The organism is Petrotoga mobilis SJ95 (genome assembly GCF_000018605.1).
GTDB lineage: Bacteria > Thermotogota > Thermotogae > Petrotogales > Petrotogaceae > Petrotoga > Petrotoga mobilis.
This window is the reverse complement of sequence record NC_010003.1, coordinates 1,828,684-1,852,284: the sequence shown is the minus strand read 5'-3', so window position 1 is coordinate 1,852,284 and position 23,601 is coordinate 1,828,684. Positions and strand designations below refer to the sequence as shown.

At 33.1% G+C, this 23,601-nt stretch carries 24 protein-coding genes and 1 pseudogene; 11 read left to right on the top strand and 14 right to left on the bottom strand.

From position 1 onward, the window contains the following. Positions 1-2: 2 nt before the first annotated feature. From PMOB_RS08705 to flgB, 11 genes and pseudogenes are all read right to left on the bottom strand, one after another. Positions 3-1,757, bottom strand: a complete 1,755-nt coding sequence (locus PMOB_RS08705; protein ID WP_012209484.1) for a M3 family oligoendopeptidase — start codon at positions 1,755-1,757, stop codon at positions 3-5. A gap of 17 nt (positions 1,758-1,774) precedes the next feature. Beyond that, on the bottom strand, positions 1,775-2,665 hold the full coding sequence (gene ribF / locus PMOB_RS08700) for a riboflavin biosynthesis protein RibF (RefSeq protein ID WP_012209483.1): 891 nt from the start codon (positions 2,663-2,665) through the stop codon (positions 1,775-1,777). Between the two features lie 2 nt (positions 2,666-2,667). Further along, on the bottom strand, positions 2,668-3,585 hold the full coding sequence (truB, locus tag PMOB_RS08695; RefSeq protein WP_012209482.1) for a tRNA pseudouridine(55) synthase TruB: 918 nt from the start codon (positions 3,583-3,585) through the stop codon (positions 2,668-2,670). Further along, positions 3,582-3,935: a 30S ribosome-binding factor RbfA gene (rbfA, locus tag PMOB_RS08690; RefSeq protein ID WP_012209481.1), complete on the bottom strand. Its 354-nt coding sequence runs from the start codon at positions 3,933-3,935 to the stop codon at positions 3,582-3,584. Before rbfA ends, truB begins: the two co-directional genes overlap by 4 nt. Further along, entirely contained in the window at positions 3,922-4,821 is a 900-nt protein-coding gene (locus PMOB_RS08685) for an HDOD domain-containing protein (protein ID WP_158245208.1), read from the bottom strand. Before PMOB_RS08685 ends, rbfA begins: the two co-directional genes overlap by 14 nt. Positions 4,822-4,872: 51 nt before the next feature. After that, positions 4,873-6,222: a magnesium transporter gene (gene mgtE, locus PMOB_RS08680; protein ID WP_012209479.1), complete on the bottom strand. Its 1,350-nt coding sequence runs from the start codon at positions 6,220-6,222 to the stop codon at positions 4,873-4,875. Between the two features lie 97 nt (positions 6,223-6,319). Next, positions 6,320-7,555, bottom strand: a pseudogene (locus PMOB_RS08675) (MFS transporter). A gap of 14 nt (positions 7,556-7,569) precedes the next feature. Further along, positions 7,570-7,782, bottom strand: coding sequence for a hypothetical protein (locus tag PMOB_RS08670; RefSeq protein WP_012209478.1), 213 nt, complete (start codon positions 7,780-7,782; stop codon positions 7,570-7,572). Positions 7,783-7,939: 157 nt separating this feature from the next. Continuing rightward, positions 7,940-8,239 carry a flagellar hook-basal body complex protein FliE gene (fliE, locus tag PMOB_RS08665; RefSeq protein WP_012209477.1) on the bottom strand — a complete coding sequence of 100 codons (300 nt, stop codon included), beginning with the start codon at positions 8,237-8,239 and terminating at the stop codon, positions 7,940-7,942. Positions 8,240-8,257: 18 nt separating this feature from the next. Then, positions 8,258-8,680 (bottom strand): flagellar basal body rod protein FlgC, encoded by a 423-nt coding sequence (gene flgC / locus PMOB_RS08660; RefSeq protein ID WP_012209476.1) that lies wholly within the window; start codon positions 8,678-8,680, stop codon positions 8,258-8,260. Beyond that, on the bottom strand, positions 8,677-9,078 hold the full coding sequence (gene flgB, locus PMOB_RS08655) for a flagellar basal body rod protein FlgB (protein WP_012209475.1): 402 nt from the start codon (positions 9,076-9,078) through the stop codon (positions 8,677-8,679). The genes flgC and flgB overlap by 4 nt, the downstream gene beginning before the upstream one ends. Before the next feature lie 100 nt (positions 9,079-9,178). Between flgB and PMOB_RS10330 the strand changes: the two genes are divergently transcribed. After that, positions 9,179-10,204, top strand: coding sequence for a polysaccharide pyruvyl transferase family protein (locus tag PMOB_RS10330; RefSeq protein ID WP_012209474.1), 1,026 nt, complete (start codon positions 9,179-9,181; stop codon positions 10,202-10,204). Here PMOB_RS10330 and PMOB_RS08645 read toward each other — a convergent pair. Beyond that, complete coding sequence (locus tag PMOB_RS08645; protein ID WP_147429918.1) at positions 10,185-11,174, bottom strand: WD40 repeat domain-containing protein; 990 nt, start codon at positions 11,172-11,174, stop codon at positions 10,185-10,187. The two genes, PMOB_RS10330 and PMOB_RS08645, sit on opposite strands and share 20 nt — an antisense overlap. A 294-nt stretch (positions 11,175-11,468) precedes the next feature. On the opposite strand from PMOB_RS08645, the gene PMOB_RS08640 reads away from it, so the two are divergent. From PMOB_RS08640 to PMOB_RS08600, 9 genes are all read left to right on the top strand, one after another. Then, positions 11,469-13,397, top strand: coding sequence for a hypothetical protein (locus tag PMOB_RS08640; RefSeq protein ID WP_012209472.1), 1,929 nt, complete (start codon positions 11,469-11,471; stop codon positions 13,395-13,397). A gap of 25 nt (positions 13,398-13,422) precedes the next feature. Further along, positions 13,423-14,523, top strand: a complete 1,101-nt coding sequence (locus PMOB_RS08635) for a BMP family lipoprotein (protein ID WP_012209471.1) — start codon at positions 13,423-13,425, stop codon at positions 14,521-14,523. A 109-nt stretch (positions 14,524-14,632) separates the two neighbouring features. After that, on the top strand, positions 14,633-16,219 hold the full coding sequence (locus PMOB_RS08630) for an ABC transporter ATP-binding protein (protein WP_012209470.1): 1,587 nt from the start codon (positions 14,633-14,635) through the stop codon (positions 16,217-16,219). 39 nt (positions 16,220-16,258) lie between these two features. Then, positions 16,259-17,335 (top strand): ABC transporter permease, encoded by a 1,077-nt coding sequence (locus PMOB_RS08625; RefSeq protein WP_041534425.1) that lies wholly within the window; start codon positions 16,259-16,261, stop codon positions 17,333-17,335. Beyond that, a complete protein-coding gene (locus PMOB_RS08620; RefSeq protein ID WP_012209468.1) occupies positions 17,332-18,282 on the top strand; it encodes an ABC transporter permease in 951 nt (316 codons plus the stop codon). Before PMOB_RS08625 ends, PMOB_RS08620 begins: the two co-directional genes overlap by 4 nt. 25 nt (positions 18,283-18,307) lie before the next feature. After that, a complete protein-coding gene (locus tag PMOB_RS08615) occupies positions 18,308-18,934 on the top strand; it encodes a ribonuclease HII (RefSeq protein ID WP_012209467.1) in 627 nt (208 codons plus the stop codon). A gap of 13 nt (positions 18,935-18,947) precedes the next feature. Continuing rightward, entirely contained in the window at positions 18,948-19,955 is a 1,008-nt protein-coding gene (locus PMOB_RS08610) for a peptidyl-prolyl cis-trans isomerase (protein ID WP_012209466.1), read from the top strand. Positions 19,956-19,972: 17 nt separating this feature from the next. Next, positions 19,973-20,278: a metal-sulfur cluster assembly factor gene (locus PMOB_RS08605; protein WP_012209465.1), complete on the top strand. Its 306-nt coding sequence runs from the start codon at positions 19,973-19,975 to the stop codon at positions 20,276-20,278. Positions 20,279-20,287: 9 nt separating this feature from the next. Next, positions 20,288-21,094, top strand: a complete 807-nt coding sequence (locus PMOB_RS08600) for a N5-glutamine methyltransferase family protein (RefSeq protein WP_012209464.1) — start codon at positions 20,288-20,290, stop codon at positions 21,092-21,094. Here the strand turns inward: PMOB_RS08600 and PMOB_RS08595 are convergent. After that, complete coding sequence (locus tag PMOB_RS08595; RefSeq protein ID WP_012209463.1) at positions 21,075-21,839, bottom strand: DUF6115 domain-containing protein; 765 nt, start codon at positions 21,837-21,839, stop codon at positions 21,075-21,077. The two genes, PMOB_RS08600 and PMOB_RS08595, sit on opposite strands and share 20 nt — an antisense overlap. A gap of 26 nt (positions 21,840-21,865) precedes the next feature. After that, positions 21,866-22,480, bottom strand: a complete 615-nt coding sequence (locus PMOB_RS08590) for a DUF4897 domain-containing protein (RefSeq protein ID WP_012209462.1) — start codon at positions 22,478-22,480, stop codon at positions 21,866-21,868. Between the two features lie 347 nt (positions 22,481-22,827). Here PMOB_RS08590 and PMOB_RS08585 point away from each other — a divergent pair, with 347 nt between their 5' ends. Then, positions 22,828-23,595: a ZIP family metal transporter gene (locus PMOB_RS08585; protein WP_012209461.1), complete on the top strand. Its 768-nt coding sequence runs from the start codon at positions 22,828-22,830 to the stop codon at positions 23,593-23,595. The last annotated feature ends 6 nt before the right edge of the window (positions 23,596-23,601 follow it).

Sequence of the window (23,601 nt, the reverse complement as noted above, 5' to 3'; positions counted from 1 at the left end):
CTTCAATCTAATTTATTGATAAATTCCCTTTCTATAAACTCGAAACCTTTTTCCCAAAAATCTTGGTTTGAGATATCAATCCCAATTTTTTTCAACAATTCTTTCGGGGAATCTTTTGCACCACTTCTAAGCAACTCTTTGTATTTTGGTGCAAAAGATTTTCCTTCGACTTTGTATTGTTGGTATAAAGCTATAACTAATAAATTAGCAAAATTGTATGCATAAACGTAAAAAGGTGTTCTAAAGATATGAGGTATGCTTGCCCATTCATAATAATACTCTTGTGGTATTATTACTGAATCACCAAACATAATTTCTAATTCTTTCTTATACAGTTCTGCAAGTTCTTTCCAATTAGCACTTCCATTTTGTTCTATCAAATTGTGAGATGATATTTCAAATCTAGCAATCATATTTTGTCTGAACATCGTCGAAAACATTCCTTCAACATTCGATGACAGGTAAGCCGTTCTTTCCGCTTCTGAAAGGGTGGGTAGTATTTTATCAATCACCAACATCTCACCAAACACAGATGCAACTTCTGCCATCGTTAAAGGAGGGTGATAATTCCAAATGTTTTGGTCTGAGGCTAAAGTCCCATGTATCCCATGTCCCAACTCATGTGCTAAAGTACTCACATCGGCAAGGGTCCCAGTAAAATTTAATAAAATAAAAGGTTTTCTATTAGGAAGTGCGTAAGATGTGTATGCTCCTCCTCTTTTACCTTTTCTTATTTCAGAATCTATTCTTTTTTCTTTAAAGAAAGACTCTGCAATTTCTCCAATTTCTTCATCGAACTCGTAATACGAATCTAAAACAATCTTCTGTGCCTCTTCAAAAGTATATTCTTTTTGTACTTTTGCCAAAGGCGCATAGATATCGGCAAGAGTTTGTTCTATCCCTAACCTTTTACCTTTCCATCTGTAATATTGGTGAACCATGGGCGTCCTGTCAGTTGTGACCTTTATAACGGTTTCCACAATTTCATCTTCAACTTCGTTGTTAAAGTTTCTCATAGAAATCGGCTCTTTGTAATTCCTCAAACTAGCCTCTGTGTCGTAATTTTTTACGATAGAATTGTATATTTTTTCGAATAGGAGGCTATCTTCGTCGTACTTTTTAAAGAATTCTTTCATTGCTTGTCGTCTTAAATTTACATCAGGTTTTCTTCTTAAACTCCTTACTTGCGGATCGGTTAATTCTTTAAGTTCACCATCGATCTCTAACTTGAAAGTATAAGAACTTGTTAACCGACCATATAATTCTTCAAAGCCTCCCCGTGATGAGTTGTACATAGCGGCTAACACCTTTTCAGCATCTTCACTCAATATATGGCTTTTTGATTTAATAAGCTTTTGAAGCACATGGGTGTAATCTTTCAATTCCTCGGCATACATCAATTCGTTAAGCTTTTTTTCATTTTGCTTCAATAACCTCGGCTTCCAAAATGATGATTCCATTTCTATTTTTGAATCGTAATCTTTAGCCATCGCATAGAGTTTTTGAGCAGTTTCGTCTTGGGTGTTGGAATCATAAAGCAAGTGACAATACTGGTAAGTAAAATTATGCATTTTTAAAACTTTCTCAAACTCTTGGAAAAAGTTCTTCAATTCGTGGGGAGTCAGCGAAGGGTTCGACAGTTTGTCATAGTACTGTTGATATAATTTTTTGATTTGCCTTAAGCTTTCTTCGAAATCTTCTTTAATTTGTGAGTCTTCGGGTGAGGAATAAAAAAATGTTAAATCCCATCTAGACAAAACGTTTCATCTCCCTTCTATATATAATGCTTCTGTATGATCTTTCTAGCTTGGTCTTCATCTTTTTCCATAGCGCCAATTAATTCTTGTTCATTATCAAATTTTACTTCATCTCGTAAAAAATCTATTACTTCTAAAACTATATAATCACCATATAGATCACCAAAAAAATCCAAAAAATAGACTTCAACTTTTGGAGTCTTTTTGTATTCATCAAAAGTTGGTCTTAAGCCAACGTTCATTAGGCCCCACAAAAAACCCGATCGACCTCTTACATATCCTTTCACAATGTAAACACCAAATTTTGGCAATAAGATCTCCTCTTTTTCCCAAACGTTAATATTTGCAGTTGGAAATCCAAGCTTAAATCCTACATGTCTATCTTCATAGACTGTACCTTCAAGAGTCCATGGCCTTCCAAGCATTCCATTTGCTGTCTTAATATTACCTAATTTTAACTCTCTTTTTATAGCTGAAGAACTAACCCTGTTTCCTTGACTTTTTAAATCTTTCAGCACTTTGACTACTAATCCTTTGCTTTGACTAACAGCTTGTAAATATTCTACATTGCCTAATGCATTTTTCCCAAAAGTAAAATCTTCACCACAAACTATTGCTTTTACTCCTTTTTTCATCAATTCCTCAAGATATTGTTCATGGGGTAATCCCCATACTTCTTCTAAATCTTTAACTTCAACTTTAAATCCAATATCTTCGCAAATTTGTTTCCTTCGCCAACTAGGTAGAATGAGACCTTCAAACCCTCCTAGATGCTTTTCAGGAGGGTATCTGAACATCAAAACCAAGGGTTCAAACCTTAAGTTATTCGCGAGTTGGAGAGTGTTTTTCAATATATACTGATGGCCCTTGTGTACACCATCAAAGATCCCAATTGTGAGTGCATACAATTTTATGTCACCTCGTACAGAATTTTATATATTTTTACTATCCTATCGTTCCTTTCTTCTTCTTTAAGAAGGGTTCTTAAAAATGTCGATTTTTTTTCAGCCCTACCTATTCCTAAAAAACATTCTTTTTCGTCGTATATTTTAACGTAATCATTTTTATTGAAATTAGAAAATTCTAAAACATTATCTTTATAAATTTGCTGCCCTTTAATGACTAGTTGCCCGTTATTAATCTTAACGTAAGGAAGATCTAAAGCCTCATCCATTTTTAACATTTTTTCCAGTGAAACCTCTTCTAACAAAATGCTATCTTTTAATTCAAACTTACCACTTTTCACTCTACAAAGTTCTTTGGTAACGGCTCCACATCCTAAAGCATATCCTATATCCATGATTAATGATCTTATATAAGTTCCCGAACTTACTTCTACAAAGAAACTAAATTCTTGTCCTTCTTGTGAAAAATTTGAAAGCTGATATATTTTTACTTTTTTTGGAGGAAGATTAATTATTTTACCTTCACGGGCATATTCATAAAGCTTTTTACCTTTATATTTTTTGGCTGAATAGGCAGGAGGAACTTGTAGATATTCCCCCACAAAAGAAAAACATATGTCTTTCAAATTAGAGATGTGTTGCTGAGTAACTATGTTCTTTTCCTGTATTTTCCCTTCTATATCAAAAGTATCTGTGATGATTCCCAATTCAGCTTTTACATAGTATGTCTTTTTTTCGTTTTGAAAAAATTCTAACAATTTTGTAGCTTTATTTACTCCTACAACTAGTACTCCCGTAGCAAAGGGATCTAGAGTTCCAGCATGACCAATTTTCTGTAAGCCAAACTTTTTTCTAAGAATATTGATTACATCATGAGAAGTAATACCCTTTGGCTTGTTGATTACTAAAAAACCACTTTTCATTTCCCTTCCTCGTTTTTCTCTATTTTCTCTATTAGTTTATTTATTCTAATACTTGCTTCAATACCTTCGTCTTTATGAAACCTTACCTCGGGAACCTTGAACATTTTAATATTTTTTGCGATAAGAGTTCTAAACATACCCTTTGCGTTGTTTAGAATATTAATGATGGTATCAATATCTTCATCAAGAGATGAAACATATACATCTAAATAAGATTTATCTTTTGATAAACGTACCATATTTATGTCAATAAATTTGTCTTTTAATCTAGGATCCTTTAATTGAGAAAAACCTTGGGTAATTAATTTTTTCATTTCAGACTCAAGCATTTCTCTTCTATACTGAGCCATCAGATGTCACCTCCAGATCATCGAACACTTCTTTCATGTTAGTAAATTCAGGGGACCTTTTAATTATATCTTTGAATTCTTCAAAATAACTGGCATACTTATTATAATTTAATCCCAAAAAGTTCCAAATTTTTAAATCAACCTCAGGAATATCGAAGCATCCTGAATAGCCGTAAAAATATAAATTAGTAGTTATATTCGCAACATTTACAATATACAATAATTTTTTTGCTTCTTCATTACTAGACTCCAAAGGATTATCATGGTATGTAGCAGTTTCTATGACTAAGTCTGACATATTCCAATTTTCAAAAAGCTTCCTTCCAATCTGTTGATGCGAATAAGTTGATAACAAATTTTCCGCCTGAAAAAAAGAAATTTTTTCGTGTTGAGCAACTTTAATGACCATCTCAAAAACATCCGGCATAATATGTGCCATCACTACCTTACTAAGATCATGCAGAACACCACACATAAAGGCTTCTTCTTTATCTGGGGAATTAAGATATTTTGCTAAAAGTTCTGAGGCGACGCCAGTTGAGATCAAATGAACCCAAAAATGCTGTGTATTGAAAAAAGGTATATCTTGGGAAAAATAATTCTCGACAGTAAAAATACTTAAAGCTAAATTTCTAACCGTTTTGAAACCAAGCAGATTTATCGCTTGCGTAAGTTTCGTTACTCTCTTTGGTAGTGCATAATAAGCAGAATTAGATAATCTTAAAATCTTTGCAGTTAAAGCAGGTGATTGAACGATCATATTATGCAAGTCATTTATATCCGCTTCGGGATCGTTGGCTATGTTAATAATCCTTTGTACAATAAAATCAGGCGTTGGTAATTCTTTAATTTTTTTGGTGATCTCTTGAATATCCATTTCGTTCATTATATCAGTTCCTTCCATCAAGTTCTAATTCACTTTTTTGTTGTTTGTTATTCATAACAAATCTTTAAGAAGTAACGCGGAAATAGAAAAATAAAAAAACATACTTAGTATATCCATCAAAGTAGAAATAAATGGTCCAGAGATCAAAGCAGGATCTAAATGTATCTTTTTGGCAAGAAAAGGTAGTATGGCTCCTAAAAGATTTGAAATCATAACTACTATAATTATAGATAAAGATAAACTCAACATAATTAAGGGTTCTCGAGTATTGACTATTGATCTTAAAAACATGATTACTCCTAGAATTATACCTAAAATTATACCAGAAAAAAACTCTTTTCCTAAAACCTTTTTAAAATCATCCTCTTCAATATCTCCAACTGCCATTGATCTAATTACTATAGCAGACATTTGACTTCCAGTATTTCCGCCTATGGCGTTAATGGTCGGCATAAATGCTGCTAATACAGTAATTTTCTGTAGAACGTCTGAAAATCCTTCAATTACAAAAACAGCAATACTCTCAAAAAGTAGTAAAGCACCAAGCCAAATTACTCTACTTTTTACAAGTTCCCAAATCGAAGTATGAAAATAAGAAGTCTCTGTTACTCCTACTGCTGCCATTTTTTGGATATCTTCTGTGGCTGATTCTTCTAAAACATCTACAATATCGTCAATGGTTATTATCCCTACCAGTCTTTTTTCGCTATCTGTTACTGGAATAGCTAAAAGATCATAATCTTGCATGACCCTTGCAACTTCTTCCTCATCATCGTAAACCGTTGAATAGATTGGGGTTTCATTCATTATATTTTTTATAATCTCATTCTCTTCTGAAAAAATCAAATCTTTTAATTCTACTGTCCCCTTCAATTTTCTAGTGTTATCTATCACAAACAAAGTGTAGATAGTCTCTTTTTTATTGCCTTCATCCTTAATATGATTAAGCGCTTCTTTAACTGTCATACTTTCTTTGAGATCCAAAAAATTTGGGTTCATTATCCTTCCTGCAGAGTATTCTGGATAATTAAGAAGAATAACAGTGTTTTGCCTCTCTTCAGGAGAAAGATGGGCAAGTAAGCGCTTTACTACGTTGGCAGGAAGTTCTTCTAAAAGATCAGCTCTATCATCTGGTTCCATATTTTCTATTATTTCTTTCAACTTATCTTCTTTAAAAAGAGAAAGTAGTTCCATTTGATCATCTTTCTCTAACTGAGAAAAAACTTCTGCAGCGGTGTCTTTAGGCAAAAATCTGAAAACAACAATTTTTTCATCGTGAGGTAATTCTTCAATCATCTCTACTATTTTTGCGGGTTCTTGTTCTTTTAACAACTCTTTTAGAAGTTTAAACTCCTTTTCGTTTATTAATTTTTTTATATCAACTTTTACTTCAACCTTCAATTTTACTCCTCCTTTCAATCATTACGGTGGTAGATCGAGAAATTCACAGAAACTACCGTGACTATCCATATTTGCATCTCCTTTCTAGCCGATAATTTTACGCTTCTTCAGGCTCTTTTACAAAATAGAAAAGTATTCCTCCAATGATAAACAAAAAGAGCAAGCTTGCAACTCCCCATCTAGAACTCTTCCCAATTTGTGTGAAGATCCCTACTAAAAAGGGCCCCAAAATTGCTGAAAATTTTCCAAATATATTGTAGAACCCAAAATACTCTGCAGATCGATCCTTTGGTATCATGCGACCATAAAGTGACCTGCTAAGAGCTTGAATCCCACCTTGAGAAGATGCTACTAACATAGCTAATATCCAAAATTGGACAATGGTTTCTAAGAAAAAAGCAAAAACAGTGATAAAAGTATAGACAAAAATTGCAAAATATATCAAATTTTTTGTAGAAAATCTCTTGGATAATCTTCCATACAACAAGGCAAACGGAAAAGCTACTATTTGTATCACCAAAAAAGCGACCAGCAAATCGTTGGCGTTAAGTCCAACATCAAGTCCGTAAGAAGAAGACATCCTTATTATTGTATCCACTCCATCTATATAGAAAAAATATGCCAATAAAAAGAGAAAAACATTTTTGTTGCCTTTCATATTCTTTAAAAATTGCGAGAGCCTTTTAAAAGAATCTTTTATTGGAGTTTTCGTTTTTTCTACATAGTATGTTTGCTTAACATTTTTCATGATTGGGATTGAAAAAACAAACCACCACACTGCAGTGATAACAAATGCCAACTTTGTTGCTGCAGTAGTAGATTTAAGGCCGATTAATGAAGGATTCAAGATAAAAATAAGTCCAATTAAAAATGGTATAGTACTACCTATATAACCCCATCCAAAACCGCTAGATGATACCTAATTCATACGTTCTTTTGAAGTTACATCCGTTAAAAAGGAATCGTAGAAAACATTGGCTCCAGAGAATCCTATGCTTGATAAAACATATAACACTAAGGCAAAAAACCATTGTCCTTCTTGAATCAATGACAAAGAAGCTGTAAACACAACACCCATCAAAAGAAAGAAAAGCAAGAACCTTTTTTTATAATCCTTATAATCAGCTAATGTCCCTAAAATTGGTGCCAAAATTGCCACTATCAAAGTTGCTATAGTAGATGAATAACCCCAATAAGCAGTCGATAAATAATCTGGCATGTGAGCAGCGGCATAATCCTTAAAGAATATTGGTAACAGTGCGGTGGTTATAGCAACTGAATACGCGGAATTCGCCCAATCGTACAAAATCCAACTTCTTTCTTCTTTTGTCAACTTTGCCCTCCCCCTTATTTATTATCTTTTTCATCATCATTAATGAATAGATCTAAAGGATCTTCATAATAATTTTCCATCGCTGATAAAATTTCACCGATCTGAGCAAAGTACTCATCAACGTCTTTTTCATCGTAGATTCCTCTTAAGAATTCTTCCAACTTTTCTAAATCTACTTCAGGATTTTCCTCAATGTACTTTTCTGCACTTTTGATTATTTCTTCCATAAAAATCACCTCCTTTCACTATATGCATAAATTATAACAAACTTTTATCAACTTTTTTTAAATTTTAATAAAATATAATAAAACAAAAAGATTGGGTAAAAATACCCAACCATTTAAAGATCAAATTGATAATATTTATAAGGGAGAAAAAACATAATTAAATCTGCATTCTCATTATTTCTTTATATGCTTCAACGATTCTATTTGTAACTTCTGTTGTTAATTGTAACGAAAGAGAAGCCTTTTCTGCAGCAATCATAACTTGATGTATATCCGTTATATTGCCTGCGGCATAATCTGCTGCAACTTTATCAGCATTCTTTTGGATTGAATTTACTTCCTCAATTGCATCTTTTAATAATTTAGAAAAGTCTAAATTTTTATCTTCTTGTTTAGTTTTTTCTGGAGCTAATTTATTGGGGTCAATCCCATTTATTCCATTTATACCTTCTGTCATCAATGCTCACCTCCTTACTTATCTGCCTATTCCAAGGGCAGAATTGTACATGCTTTTGGCTGAATTTACAACCGCTGCATTCATCTCATAAGCTCTTTGGGCAGACATCATATCGACCATTTCTCGTAATACATTGACATTAGGATAACTAACGTATCCTTCAGCGTCTGCATCGGGGTGGTTAGGGTCATATACTAATCTAAAAGGTGAGGGATCCTCTACTATAGAAGAGACCTTCACTCCGCCAAAATTCCTATCTCCATTTGTACTTTCACTGAGTGCTTCTTGAAAGATTACTGCTTTTCTTCTGTAAGGTCCACCTTCTTCTGTCCTAGTTGTATCTGAATTAGCCAAATTCTGAGAAATAACGTCTAACCTAAATCTTTCTGCTGTCATACCGCTTGCAGCAATATCCAAAACCTTAAATAACCCATCCATCATTTACCACCTCTAATAGCTGTTTCATATCTTTGGATTGCATAGGTCGTCAATCTGGATAAAGTGTTGTATTTTAAGGTATTTTGAGTCATTCTTACCAATTCCATATCGGGGTCGACATTGTTTCCGTCATCTCTAAGCGATTTGGAATTATCTATTTGAATATTTGGTTGAATTTTTCCTAAAGATAAGGTATTATTTATGTGTTGGTCTCTATTCACTTTAAGAGTCAAAGCTGAATCTTCACTCAACGCTTTTTGTAACTCGTTTTCAAAATCAACGTACTTTCTTTTGTACCCAGGTGTTTCATAATTTGCTATATTTTGAGAAATCACATTTTGCCTTAAAGATAATGCATCCATAGTATTTGGAATAATCTGAAAATTGATATTATCAAACAATAATTTTCACCCACCTTTATTTTATCTATTTTATTTTTCTTTTCAAAAACAACATTTTCCTAAATAATGATTTTTAAATAATTAATTTGGAGGAAAAAAGATGAAAAAAATTTTTTTAATTGGGTTTTATGGGTACGGCAACTATGGAGATGATCTATTGTTAAAAAGTTTCTTACAAATATTAAATGAAATAAAATTCGATGGAATTATATTCTTACCTCTTGAAAACGAGTTGGAATTCGATGAAGAATATAGATTTCAAATAATCACTGTTCCAAGATTCAATTTCTACGAAATACGTAAAACTATAAAAGAGAGTGATGTTATAATTTTTGGAGGAGGAAACCTTTTTCAATCCGAAACATCTTACAGAAGTTTTATGTACTATTACTATATAGCCCACCTGGGGGAAAAATTTAATAAAACAATCTTACTGTTATCCCAAGGTTTTGGATCTTTTAACCAAAAACGAAGCCTCCAAAAATTAAAGAAAATCCTTTCTTACCCAAAACTTTACGCTAATTTGAGAGATGAAACATCTTATGTCTTTGCAAAAAAATACAATAAAAATATCTCTCTAGGTGTAGATGTAGGACCATATCCTTTTTTAAATTATACTTATAAAAAAACAGACAAAATATCAGTTTGTTTGAAAGAAGAACATGATTTACAGCTTTTAACAGAATTCTTATCAACTTTTGAACATTATACACTTTCCACTTTAGTAATAAATGCAACCCAAGACACATTAAAAAATTATGAATTAGTTGAAAACATTAGAAAAGAAACCAAGGTATCCGCTGAATTCCCTTTTAAAGACCCAAATAAAATAACCAAAGAAATTTCTCAATCTAAAATAATTATATCTGATCGTTTACACAGTGCTCTAACTGGAATCTTTTTTGCTGGGCAAACATTAACTTTCAACAATGTTAAGAATAGAAGAGTCCTAAAAAACATAAAGGAAGATTACAACTTTTTTTATAAAAGCACTCCTGAAATACCCTTTATCTATTACGACACCGTTTCTTCAAATTATGATTTCAAAGAAATTTCTGATATATACAAAGATAAATTACAAAAAACGGTGTTTGATATTAAAACACTCATTCAAAGTATCTTATAACCTGCAACTTCGAAGAATCGGTACAAAGTACCAAAACTACATTATCAGTAGGAGACTCAACGTCGATTGGATAATTGTAGGTATCAATTGTTTGATAGACGTTCGTACCCTCAATTACAAAAAGCTTATTTTCTATATGTGAGATAGCGAATAAGTATTGTCCATTGGGAGAAACAGAAATATCACTAATTGGTACATCATCTAAAATAACGTTGGTTTCACCAGAGGAGAGATCGTAGTAATAAACACCACCCATGAGAGAATTGCCCACAATATTATTTTTGTATATCTCAATGTTTGTAGTGTACCTTCCAAATTGAGCTATTTTAGGCTGTTTTCTGAAATCATTCCTATACAAATTGCCATTGTAATACGAAACCATATAAATGATTCCATTTGATCCTACAATATCTATAGGATGTTCTATATGGTTATAATTTACAATATAAGTATCATTATTAGGAATCAAAAAAAGCAAATCGGTTAAAAACACGTTGTTTTGAAAATTATCAAATAAAGGTATAAAAACTTGGTTGCCTATATTTCTAATTAACGGGCTATGCACAGGAAGGACCATTGATTTTTTTATAAACAGGTTGTAATCGACAATGTATAATTTAAAAGGATTTGTGCCTAATATGTACAATTCGTTGTTTATAAGTTTTATATTTACAGGTTTAGAATCTAAGATTAATTTTTGCATCACCTTGTTGTTTTTGATTTTTAGTAATTCTTTATTGTAATTATCAATAACATAAAAAAATTCTCCATCGAATGCTCCACCCATAGGTAAGATAGCTTGTGTAAACTCAATTTTTTCTAAAGTAAAGATATCTATAAAATGAGCTGTACCTTGGTAATCGGCAATTATCGCGTAATTTTTGCCCAAATCTATATGAAATGCTCTTTCCCCAATGTTGAAATTGTTGACTTCTAAAAAAATTGATTCTGAAAATAAAGACGCTGCCAAAAAAATAGATAGAACCATTAAGAAATGAAATTTTTTTGAAATATCAATCTCTCCTCTTATAAGTATTTTATAGGATTATTTTACCACATCAGATTTTCTCAATCAACATTTAATTACCTTAATTTTTTAATGAAAAAGCTCTTAATCATCTTTAATCGTTTTTAAAAGGATATAATTACTAATAATCAAGTATAATTAAGATAATCCAAGGTTGAACAACTACAAAAAAAATGATATAATAAAATCAATCATTTATTTGTTGTTCTAAATAATTACATAATTTGGAGGATAGAGATGAAGAAATTAGCCATTTTATTAATTACAGTCATTTTTTCTTTAACAGCTTTCACCCTCGATGTTGAAGCAGTTAGAGATGTTTATACATCGCTTATTCAAACCTACAACAGTGATGGTAATCTTTCCAACGAAGAATTCAATTCTTTTTTCCAAGAACTTAACAATTTAGGATTGTATAGATTTTATAGAACTCAAATGATAGGAAGTGCTGAATACGTTGATAGACCTACAAATATTCAAACTTATCTTTCTCAGATTTATGACAATGTAGAGTCTCAATTAACTACAATTGAAGAAAAATTGGCTTTTGCGGGATTCTTAGTGTATGTTCAATCCGATCTTTCTGGCGAACAAATTACACAAGAGATGATTAGATCTATGCCAGCCTACTTTGCAACCGTTCAAGATTATACAAGATCTTTAGAAAATGATGCTTTAACTTATTTTGGCAACGTTATTATATATTCTTTGGGAATTGTTGATACCGCTCCTTTCACTAATATTGAAAGATTCGAATCTAAGGCTGAGATTTTAGATAAAAGATTTTACATATATGAAGGGGAAGCTAATCCTGAATTTAATGAGATAATATTAGAAAATAGAGAAAGTTTAGAACAAGGAATTCAGCAGCTTGTACAATCTGGTATAACTGGAAGGCCACTCCAAATCGCGATAGATCAGCTCTCTTACAATTATGTCAATTCGCTAATAGATGAAACCAACCGCCAAGTACAACAAGTCACTCAAATATTTATTGAGGAAGGCAAGACTGGGACTAATATTTCTTTTATAAGAATTATCATCTATGCTGTTTTGATTCTTATAACTTTCTTATTTTTAAGAAAGTATCTTTGGGTGACAGCTTTAAGTATTTTTGGAGTTGAATTTGTCTATCTTCTGACCTTCTACAATCCTATAAAAGATACAATATCTTCCTTTCTATATGGAAGTTATATAGTTACTTTTGTGTTTTTGTTTTTAGCCGTTTTGCTCTTTAAAAGTTTCGGAAAAAAGACCAATTTTACAGAAAAAATTATAAACTTTTCCATTTTTTTCTTGGTGTTGCTTACTTTATTCGTACCCTCATATTATTCTTACGATCTTTTGATGCAAAATAATACTCAGTTTGATAATTCCACTTTTGAAACTCAATTATTGAACGATGTTGTTGTTTACCCACATGCTCCATTGCATAAAACTATATCCAGTTTGAATTCATACTTAGGAAGCGAATACTCAAAAGTCAACACTTTTTATAGATCAACTTTTTCATCTTTTTTAGCTGATCTTTTGAACTCACAAGTTTTGTCAAACCTACAAGGATCATCGGTTCAAACAAATAGAGACGGCTTGAAAATTGATAAAGTACAAAATTACCGAAGTATACCACTTGATTTTTCAAAAGAGGTTATTGACTTTGTTAATTCATCAGAAATTGCAGAAAGAAATATCTATAATGAGTTAGACGCATTAAAAGTCCAAGCCAACGATGTGTTAAAATTTTCTGATGCAGAATTCGAATCTAAATTCATAGAAACTTCAAACCAACTCCTTCAATCTACTGATCTAATCGATCCCTTGTTACCCAGTATAAAAACCTTTTTTGATGTAGAAAAGGTCGACAAAATAAATTTAAGAGCCTATAACACTGTTTATGGTACAAAAATCTTTCTTTTGTTTTTTTTAAGTTTAACGATTCTTGTCATTTTTGAAGAGAAAATCACAAAATTTGTTTCTTTAATATCTATGTATATAATAAGCATTCTTAGCTTCATACAAGTAACTCCCCTTCAGGTTTTCAGCCAAACTGGCTATCCTAGTATTCACACTGTTGACTACACTATAAACTATATATTTGGAATAATTTTATTACTTTTAACTTCTCTGTTGTTTGTTAGAAACTTTTACTTTCAAAAAAACAAGTAAATTTACCCAAAGGAGGTAGGAAAACATGAAAAAGTTGCTAGTTCTTAGTTTAATCAGTTTAATGTTTGTAAGTTCTTTCGCTTTAAAAGTTATTATGGTAACTGATGTGGGTGGTTTGGGAGACAAGTCTTTCAACGACGGAACATGGGCTGGAGTTCAAATGGCTATGGATCAACTTCCAAATGTTGAGGGAGAAATAATCATTTCCAAGGAACAAACTGATTATATTCCAAATCTAACCAACGCAGCTCAAAGAGGAGATGTAGTAATTGGAGTTGGATTTATGATGGCAGATGCCTTATTCAATATCTCCGCTCAATATCCCGATACATTTTTCATAGGAATAGATATAGAACCATCTCCAGGTCAAACGGTCCCAAACAATTTAGCCCTTTACACCTTCAAAGAACATGAGGCAGGCTTCTTAGGTGGATACGTAGCGGCTGCCATGACCAAAACAGGTAAGATAGGTTTCGTTGGTGGAATAGAAATACCCCCGGTCAAAAGATATGAAATAGGTTACAGAGCAGGAGTTGAAGCCTACAATCAAATCCATGGTTCCAATGTCCAAGTTTTAATCGGGTACGCTGCCAGTTTTGAAGACCCGGCAAAGGGCAAACAGTTAACCCTTTCTCAATACGACAACGGCGCAGATATCGTCTTCGCAGCCGCTGGTGCAACAGGTAATGGTGTCATCGACGCTGCAAAAGAAAAAGGAATGTCTTTCTACGGTTTACCAGCAAATGCGCCTCTACAACAGGTTATAGATAAATATTATGAAAAAGGTGAGGGTTACTTCGCAATAGGAGTCGATGTTGATCAAGATTATATGGCACCTGGTTATGTTTTACTTAGTATCACAAAAAAGATCGATGTAGCAACTTTTGATGGTATCAACTCAGCTTTGTCAGCAAGATATTTTCAATCTGGACATAACAACTTAGGTATAGTCGATGACGGTGTTGGAATATCTCCAATGAAATATACCAAGGGACTTATACCAAACGAAGTAATAGCAGAATTGGCATATTTACAATCACTTGCCAAGGAAGGAAAAATCAATATCCCTCAAAGCGAAGCTGAATTAGGTTCCTTTAATGCAAGTAATATAGTTTTTCCATTCTAATTTACTCATTTATTGCAAATATGAGGCGGGATAAAATCCCGCCTATTTTGTAGATTATTTATCAAAGTTTGTTAAAACTTTTATTCCTGAAGTTGAAAGGAGGTTGCAGATGCCTCAAACAGAAAATATCCATGAAGAGTTAAATGACTATGCAGTATACATGAATGAAATAACTAAAATATTTCCCAGGGTTGTTGCAAATGATAAAGTTACCTTTAAAGTAAAAAAAGGAGAGATTCATGCACTAATCGGTGAGAATGGCGCTGGAAAAACCACTTTGATGAATCAACTCTATGGTTTGTACCAACCCACAAGCGGCGAGATTTACATAAAAGGAAAAAAAGTTGATATCAAAGGCCCTTCTGATGCTATAGACAATGGTATAGGCATGGTTCATCAACATTTTATGCTGGTTGAAAATTTATCAGTTGCGGAAAACGTTGTTTTAGGAAACGAACCCACAAGGGGAGTTATTTTTAATTTTAAAAAAGCCAAAAAAGATGTTGAGGAATTGTCAGGAAAGTATGGACTCAAAGTAGATGTAGAAGCAAAGATCGAAGATATTCCTGTAGGAATGCAACAGAGAGTCGAAATAATTAAAACACTTTATCGTGGAGCGGACATTTTAATTCTCGACGAACCAACAGCAGTTTTAACCCCCCAAGAAACTCAAGAGCTCTTTGAAATATTGAGAAGTCTCAAAAAAGATGGTAAGACTATTATTTTCATTAGCCATAAATTGAAAGAAGTGCTGGAGATAAGCGATAATATTACCGTTATGAGACTTGGGAAGGTTACGGGTAACGTTAAAACTTCAGAGACAAACGAAAAAGAATTGGCTAATATGATGGTTGGAAGAGAAGTTGTTCTAAGTATAGATCGACCAGGTATAGAACCAGGAGAAGTACTTGTGAAAGTTGAAAATTTATGGGTAAAAGACAATAGAAAGTTAGATGCCGTAAGAGGTATTACCTTTGAAGTTAGAAAAAACCAGATTCTAGGGATCGCAGGAGTAGCAGGAAATGGACAGTCTGAACTCGCCGAGGCCTTAACTGGGCTCAGAAAAATAGAAAGAGGCAAGTACTATTTTCAAGGGAAAGAGGTCAGTAATTTATCTGTGAAAGAATTAAGAGAGCTAGGCATAGCTCACATACCTGAAGATAGACAAAAAAGAGGTATGGTTCATGAATTCCCAAATTATTTTAATCTAATTTTAGGTTCTCATGACAAACCACAATTTTCAGAAAGAGGATTCCTAAAATTTGATGGTATAAGGGATTTCTCCAAAGATCTCATTGAAAAATTTGACGTTAGACCACCTGAGATTGATATATATACAGGAAATTTGTCTGGTGGAAACCAACAAAAAGTTATCATAGCGCGAGAAATTGGCACTTCACCAACATTTATAGTTGTTTCTCAACCAACAAGAGGATTAGACGTGGGAGCAATAGAATATGTTCACAAAGAATTGATACACTTGAGGCAAGAAGGAGTTGCTATTTTACTTATATCTATGGAACTCGACGAAATCTTGTCTCTATCTGATAGAATAATGGTTATGTATGAAGGAAAATCCATGGGTGAATTTGAAAATGGTCAATTAACAATCGAAGAGATCGGTTTAATGATGGCAGGAAAGAGTTTAGATGAAGTAAAATTAATGGAAGAGGCTGGAGAAATTAAAAGTCTATAAATAGGAGGCGCTAATAAAGTGACTTCTTCCTCAAAACTTATGAAATCAAGATGGATGTCTTTTCTAGTTCCTTTTTTAGCGGTTGTAGTTTCACTTTTAATTGCAGCAATTATAATTTTAGCCATAGGCCAAAACCCCTTAAAAGCCTATGGAGCTATGATTAAAGGCGCAGTTGGTAGCAGGCTTTCCTGGGCGGACAATATAACAAAAATGACAAGTTTGTTACTAACTGGTTTGGCTGTAGGATTTGGATTCAGAGCAGGAGTTTTCAATATAGGTGCGGAAGGTCAAATGGCTATGGGTGGGATAATGGCGGTAGCGGTAGGACTGAGCTTAGGTAATGTCCCTTCTGCTATAGCAATACCTTTGACTATTCTGGCAGGGATGGCTGGAGGAGCCTTTTGGGCCTCTATAGCAGGGTGGCTTAAAGCTCAAACAGGTGCCCACGAAGTTATAACTACCATTATGTTGAACTGGATAGCTTATCATATTACCAATTATCTGGTAGCCGGACCATTTGCTGTAGGTGCAGGCGTTCCAAAATCCCCTGAAATTGCAGAAAGTGCTCAACTTCCTCCACTGTTAACAGTCCAAGCATCTACCATTCCTTCTAGTATTTTAATAGCCATCGTTGCGGCAATTGTTATTTATATAATATTAGAAAGAACAACAACTGGATATGAAGTTAAAGCTGTGGGATTCAATCCATATGCAGCAGAGTATGGAGGAATATCAATAAGTAAAAATATTGTACTTACAATGGCTATTTCAGGAGCGTTAGCTGGTTTAGCTGGTGCTTTAGAAGTTATGTCCGTTCATCATAGAATTTTTGGTGCATTTACAAGCGATAGAGGTTTTGATGGAATAACTATTGCATTGATCGGTCAAAACAATCCTATAGGTATTATTTTTGCAGCTTTTCTTATCTCCTCACTAAGATCTGGTTCAAATGCTATGCAAACTATAGGTGTACCAGATGATATTATTGTTGTTATACAAGGAATAATAATATACTTTGTCGCAGCGGATAGAATAATACGAACTTGGATCATAAAGGCTTCTCAGCTCGGAAAGAAAAAATCCCCTAATACACTTCAAGGTGGTGAAGATGAATGAATTGGTTTGAAGCTATATTTACCGCTTTTGCTTCACCTTTATTTTATAAATTAACAATTCTTTCCGCCTTACCTTTAATTTTTGCAGGAATTGGAGGAGTGTACAGTGAAATAACTGGAGTAACAAATATCGCTTTGGAAGGTATAATGAAATTAGGTGCTTTCATCGGTGTGGCTGTTACTTTTCTTACTGGAAACCCTTGGATTGGACTTCTTTTAGGTATGGCCGGAGGTTTACTTTTGGCATTTTTACATGCCTATGTTTCTATAGAATGGTCGGCAAATCAAATCGTTTCTGCCACAGCTTTGATTCTAATCGCTCAAGGATTCACTGGCTTTTTGATGAAACCTGTTTTTGGACAAGAAGGTCAAACAGACTTTGTTGCTAAAATCCCAACGGTAAAAATTGAGGCAATTCAAAACATTCCTTTCATTGGAGAAATTTTTGGAGAGATCAGTTCTTTCTTCTACATTGCAATAGTAGTAATCATTGGATCTTGGTTTTTACTTTACAAAACTCCTTTAGGCTTAAGAATGCGATCCGTAGGGGAAAATCCCAGGGCTGCTGATACGCTAGGTGTAAACGTAAAAGCGATAAGATACTTTGGAGTTTTAATGAGTGGAGTTCTTGCTGCATTAGGAGGAATGTATCTAGCCCTAGGTGATATAGGACAGTTTCAAGAACAGATGCCTGCGGGCAAAGGATTCATTGCCTTGGCAGCTATGATATTAGGCAATTGGAATCCTATTGGGACCATGTGGGCAGCTTTGCTTTTCGGCGCTGCAGAAGCTATGAACATTCAACTTCAAACTTTGATGGTTCTCCCTTCAGAAATCAAAGCTTTACTAAATTTATTGCCTTTCGTTTTGACTATAATTGTCGTTGGAGGATTTGTTGGAAGAACAAGAGCACCTGCAGCTGACGGAGTCCCTTACGAAAAAGAGTAAATAGTTATTTTCAAAGGTGGTTAAGATGAAAGAAAATATTGAAATAACTCTTTTAAATAAGTACAAAAAAATAATTGGAATAGATGAAGCTGGAAGAGGCCCATTAGCTGGGCCTGTTTTTGTTGGTGCTGTCGTTATAGAATCAAAAAAAGAGGGTGAGTTATTAGCAAAAATTGGAAAAGATTCAAAATCACTATCTCCAAAACAAAGGGAAAGAAGATACTTTCAAATAACGAGAAATTTTAAATATTATAGCAATTTTTCAACTTCACAATTGATAGATGAAATAAATATATTCAAGGCAACTGAGCTAGCAATGATTAAGTTATTAGAAAAAATCGTAGAGGAAAACGCCAACGATTATTATGTAATTATTGATGGAAAGTTCTTCAAACTTGATTATAACTACGATTGTATTGTCAAAGGAGATCAAACATCCCCTCTGATAGGAGCCGCATCTATTGTAGCAAAATACGAAAGAGATATATATATGAATCAACTACATGAACTATATCCTAATTATGGCTTTATAACCCATAAAGGCTATCCTACCAGGAAACACATTGAAAGCATAAAAAAGTATGGTATAATATCAGAGCATAGAAAAACATTTAATCCTATTAAGCGATTCATCGAAGAAGGAATTTTATGAGGAGGCAGAGACATTGAGGGAAAAAAATCTTTTATTGTTATTTTTTGTTTTTCTTATTTCCACCGTTCTTTATCCTGAAATTATTTATCAACCCTTGGAACAAACAACCTTTGCAAAAGTTAACGATGAAACTCTCAATGAAGAACTTTTAATATCAAGATCTCAAACAGTATATCTTTTGTCAGATCTCTATAATTCTTACCCTGAGTTTTATTCTGTTTTAACCAGAACAGCTACAGGTGTCGAACTCATGAACACTTATTTACTGGATCAAGCTCTAAAGATCGTCAATCAAGTTCTTTTTATACAGTTTGTTGAGCAAAAAAACATAGACTTACAACGAGAAGAAATCTGGAGCACAATTGAAGAAAACTTCTCTAAAACCTTTAAAGATGTTGGCATACCTGATGAAGAAATTGACAATTACCTTTTAGCAATCGGTTACACTTCAAAAACAAATTATATAGAGGATGCATTTTATTCAACACTATATAACAATTCAATTTCTGCACTTTATACTAAAATTATTCAAGAAACAGAAATAACCGAAGAAGAAATGACAGTGGAATATCAAAGTAACCAAGCTATTTATAAATCCGATCCCGCAGCTGATATAAAGCTGATTATATTCAATAGCACAGAAGATGCTTCTTACACGTACAATCGTATTATTGAAGGTTATTATACATATGATGAAGTATTTGAACAAACCGATTCAGCCACTACTATGAGAATAGACCTTAAAGATGATTCAAATTCATTAGTGCAAACTGTAAAAGCCAATCCTCCAGGATTCATTACAACTCCTCTTTTGTATGATGCTAAAAACGGTACCTATGCCCTTTTAAAAATAGAACGAAAATATCCAGAAAAAAAATTGACTTTTGATGAAGCGAAAGACCAAATAATTTTTAACTTAAAAGACAAAAAAGCTCAAGAGTACTTTGATAAAGTTTTACCGAACGAGTTCCAAAAATTTCAAGAAGAATCTTCAATAATTCTCAATTCCGACATGTTTTGAAGAGGAGGTTGACACATATGCCTGATATAGAAAAAGATAAAATCATAAATGCTCTGAAAGAGGTTTATGATATGGAAATTGGTTTCGATATTGTTTCTCTAGGTTTAATATACAAAGTTGATATAGATGAGAACAATAACGTTCACATTTTGATGACTTTAACCACGCCGATGTGTCCTTTGGCTGGTTTGATAATAGAAAATGCTAAAGAGAAGGTAAAAGAAATAGAACAAATCAACGATGTAGATATTGAACTTACATTTGACCCCCCTTGGGATCCGCAGATGGCGAGTGAAGAAGTTAGAAATCTATTGGGTATTTGAGGTAAGATAATGAAGATAACCGATTTAGTAGGTAAAATTCAGGGGGAGTTTAAAATCTCCCCCTTTCGTATATTAAAAATATTATCAAAAATAGAAGATAAAGATATATCGTTTTATTTAAAAGACTGGGAAGTAGAAATTTCTGAACAAACTTTTTATTTTTTGGTTAAACACCTTAAAGAAGGTTATCCTATAGAATACATTACCAAAAAAGTTTCTTTTTTAGGAAATGAGTTTTTTGTAAATGAAAACGTACTAATACCTAGGATAGAAACTGAAGATTTAGTAATATTAGCAATAAATCTTATAAAAAACAAAGATATAAAAAATGTAATTGATATAGGGACAGGTTCTGGCGTGATAGCAATCTCGATAAAAAAACAATTACCAAAAATTAAAGTTCGGGCTTCTGATATTTCAGAAGATGCAATAAAAGTAGCTCAATACAACGCTGAGAAATTAGGTGTCAATATTGGGTTTAAAATTGGTGATTGCTTAGATCCATTTTTGGAAGAGATTGACGAAGTACAGTTGATAATTTCGAATCCCCCATACGTTGAAACTTCTTTCGTAGAAAAAAATCGTTTTTTAAGTTACGAGCCTAGAATTTCCCTTGACGGGGGATACGATGGTCAAAGTTTTTTTAAAAAGATATCCAATTATTCTCATCTTTTAAAATCTAAATATCTTTTGTTTGAAACCAGTGAATTTACTGTAAGAAAAACCGCTGAAATTCTATCAGCGCTAGGAAAAGTTCAAATTTTGCCTGACTCTTTTAAGAAAGAAAGATTCATCTTTATTTCTCCTGATTATTAAATAAACTTAAAACTAGCATTATTTCACCTACGCCGATTTTCAATTCCTTTGCTATTTCTTGAGGACTGTAGCCGTTTTCAGATAGTTCAAGAATTCTGTTGGTTTTGTCGTATTTAGAATTATTATTATCTTTATTTATATTTTTATCTTTATCAACATTTGAAGGGTTATTCTCGTTCTTTGAAGATACCGTCGGGACTCCTTTGACTTTTTCAATTATCATCTTTTCTTCTTCCGGTGACAACTTTACCAAATGGTTAGAAACATCTAAAGCAGTATTTGTATTAATAAAATCAACCAACTCTTTGCTTGACATATTCAGCTTTCGTGAAAGCTCGTAAACCCTTACCTTATCGTCTTTGTCAACTATGTCTTTTTGATCTTCATCATTCTTTTGATCTTCTAAGCTTTTTGAAGGTTGGACCTTATTTTCTAACTCCTGCCTCTTATACGAATCTAATTTTCTTTCTAAATCTGTCAACAATGAAAAAGTTTTAGCATAAGCATCATCTAAATCTTTCATGAGTTGATCTACCAATTCAATTTTATTATCCAAGGCTCTCAACCTTGTAGACGTTATCTTCTGGAATCTTGCTAGATAGAGGTTTTTTTCTTCCTCAAAATTTTCATATTTTTCACCAGTCTCGCTATTTTCTTGTAAAAAACGCCCTAAGCGGATCATAAGAAAGATATTTACAATTGATATTGTAAGAGATAGTACAACTAATAAATACAAAATAACCATTACAACTCCCCCATTATTACTATAGCTTATTCAGATTTGAATTCTATCGTAGGATAACCAAATGCTCCAGTATATGAGTAGCCTATTACGTTCTGCTCTATATAAGTGGGAGTAGGATTTACACTTAAGACTTCCCACCCATAAGGATAATGAATATTCACTGTTACTTGCTCATTTTGGTCACTTAAAAATTGCCCAGGAAGAGAAAATTCAATATTTCCTTTATTATTTCTGTATACCAACCCTTCCAATTTTACAGTTTCATCTACATAGATCAAAGGAGAATTAGAATTTACAGTTGACTCATAAGATAAAACCACAAAATCTCTTGGAATTTGTTCTTTTAAATTATCCAAAGATTGTTGAAAAAGAGAAAGTTTTTCTTCATCTGGAGTGTTAAAACCTTCTACCAAGGTGTTGTAATCTCTCTCGTTTTCTGTTAGAATTTCCACTTTGGTTGCGAAATCCACCGACAAATCGTCGTATATGGTGAAGGTAATATCTCTTGTTATTACTTGAAACTGAGGCTGTAAATTTCTGTACATAAAAAATTGAAAGATAGCTAACCCAGCGAAGAAAATTAATGTTATGATTATGAAATTAAAGCTATTACCCCTTTTTTGTTTTTGATCGTTAGCCATGTAATTCCTCCTAATAAATGTTCTTTAATATGCCGATTACTCTTTTTATTATAACATAAATCAAGTGCTTTTTAAAGATTTAATAATTTAGTCAATATCTCTTACAGATCGGCCCAATTCGCCAATCAACTCACCTCGAAAGATCATTAAATTAGATCAGATTAAACAAAAAAGTTCTAATCGTAATTCTAACTTAAAGTTATATTGATTGTAATATTTACACAAAGCAGAGATATTATAATTATTCTCAGTAGTTGTATGAAAAGAGTATATTTGAAAGTATTAAAAAATTTATGAAGTTCTGTTTTGCTCCAATTTAAAAAATAATACTCACGAGGAGGACTTAGATGGACGGATTAACTGCCACTCAAATATGGGCATTCGGAACATTCGCCAGCCTAATTGCAGGTTTGGCAACTACATTAGGCGCAATCCCAGTATTGTTTCTCAAAAAAGAGTTAACCGAAAAAAATTTAGATATGTTTTTAGGATTTGCTGCTGGTGTTATGCTTGCAGCAACTGTTTTTTCACTTATAATTCCATCTTTAGACACAGGTGGAATTTTAATAACTATTTTAGGGATTTTTCTCGGCGCACTTGCTATTGAATTAATGGATACTTTTTCCCCCCACGAACATTTCTTAAAAGGACATGAAGGACCTGAGCTAGCACGTTTAAAGAAGATATGGCTATTTGTTATCGCAATAGCCCTCCATAACTTTCCAGAAGGGATGGCTGTAGGAGTGAGTTTCGGTGGTGGCATGATCGCTAATGGTATCACTGTAGCAGTAGCTATAGGATTGCAAAATATTCCAGAAGGTGCAGCAACAGCTTTCTCCTTTATTAAAGCTAATTATTCAAGAAAACAAAGTTTCTTTTGGAGTTTTTTGACGGGATTAGTTGAGCCTATAGGAGGCCTACTCGGGGCATCTCTAGTGGTATTAATGGCTCCGGCTCTGCCATTTTTCCTTTCATTTGCGGGAGGGGCTATGTTATATGTTATTAGCGACGAAATAATCCCAGAAACCCACTCTCACGGGTATGAAAGAACCGCTACTTTTTCACTGATCTTTGGATTTTTGCTTATGTTGGTTCTCGATGTAGCCTTAGGTTAAAAAAGT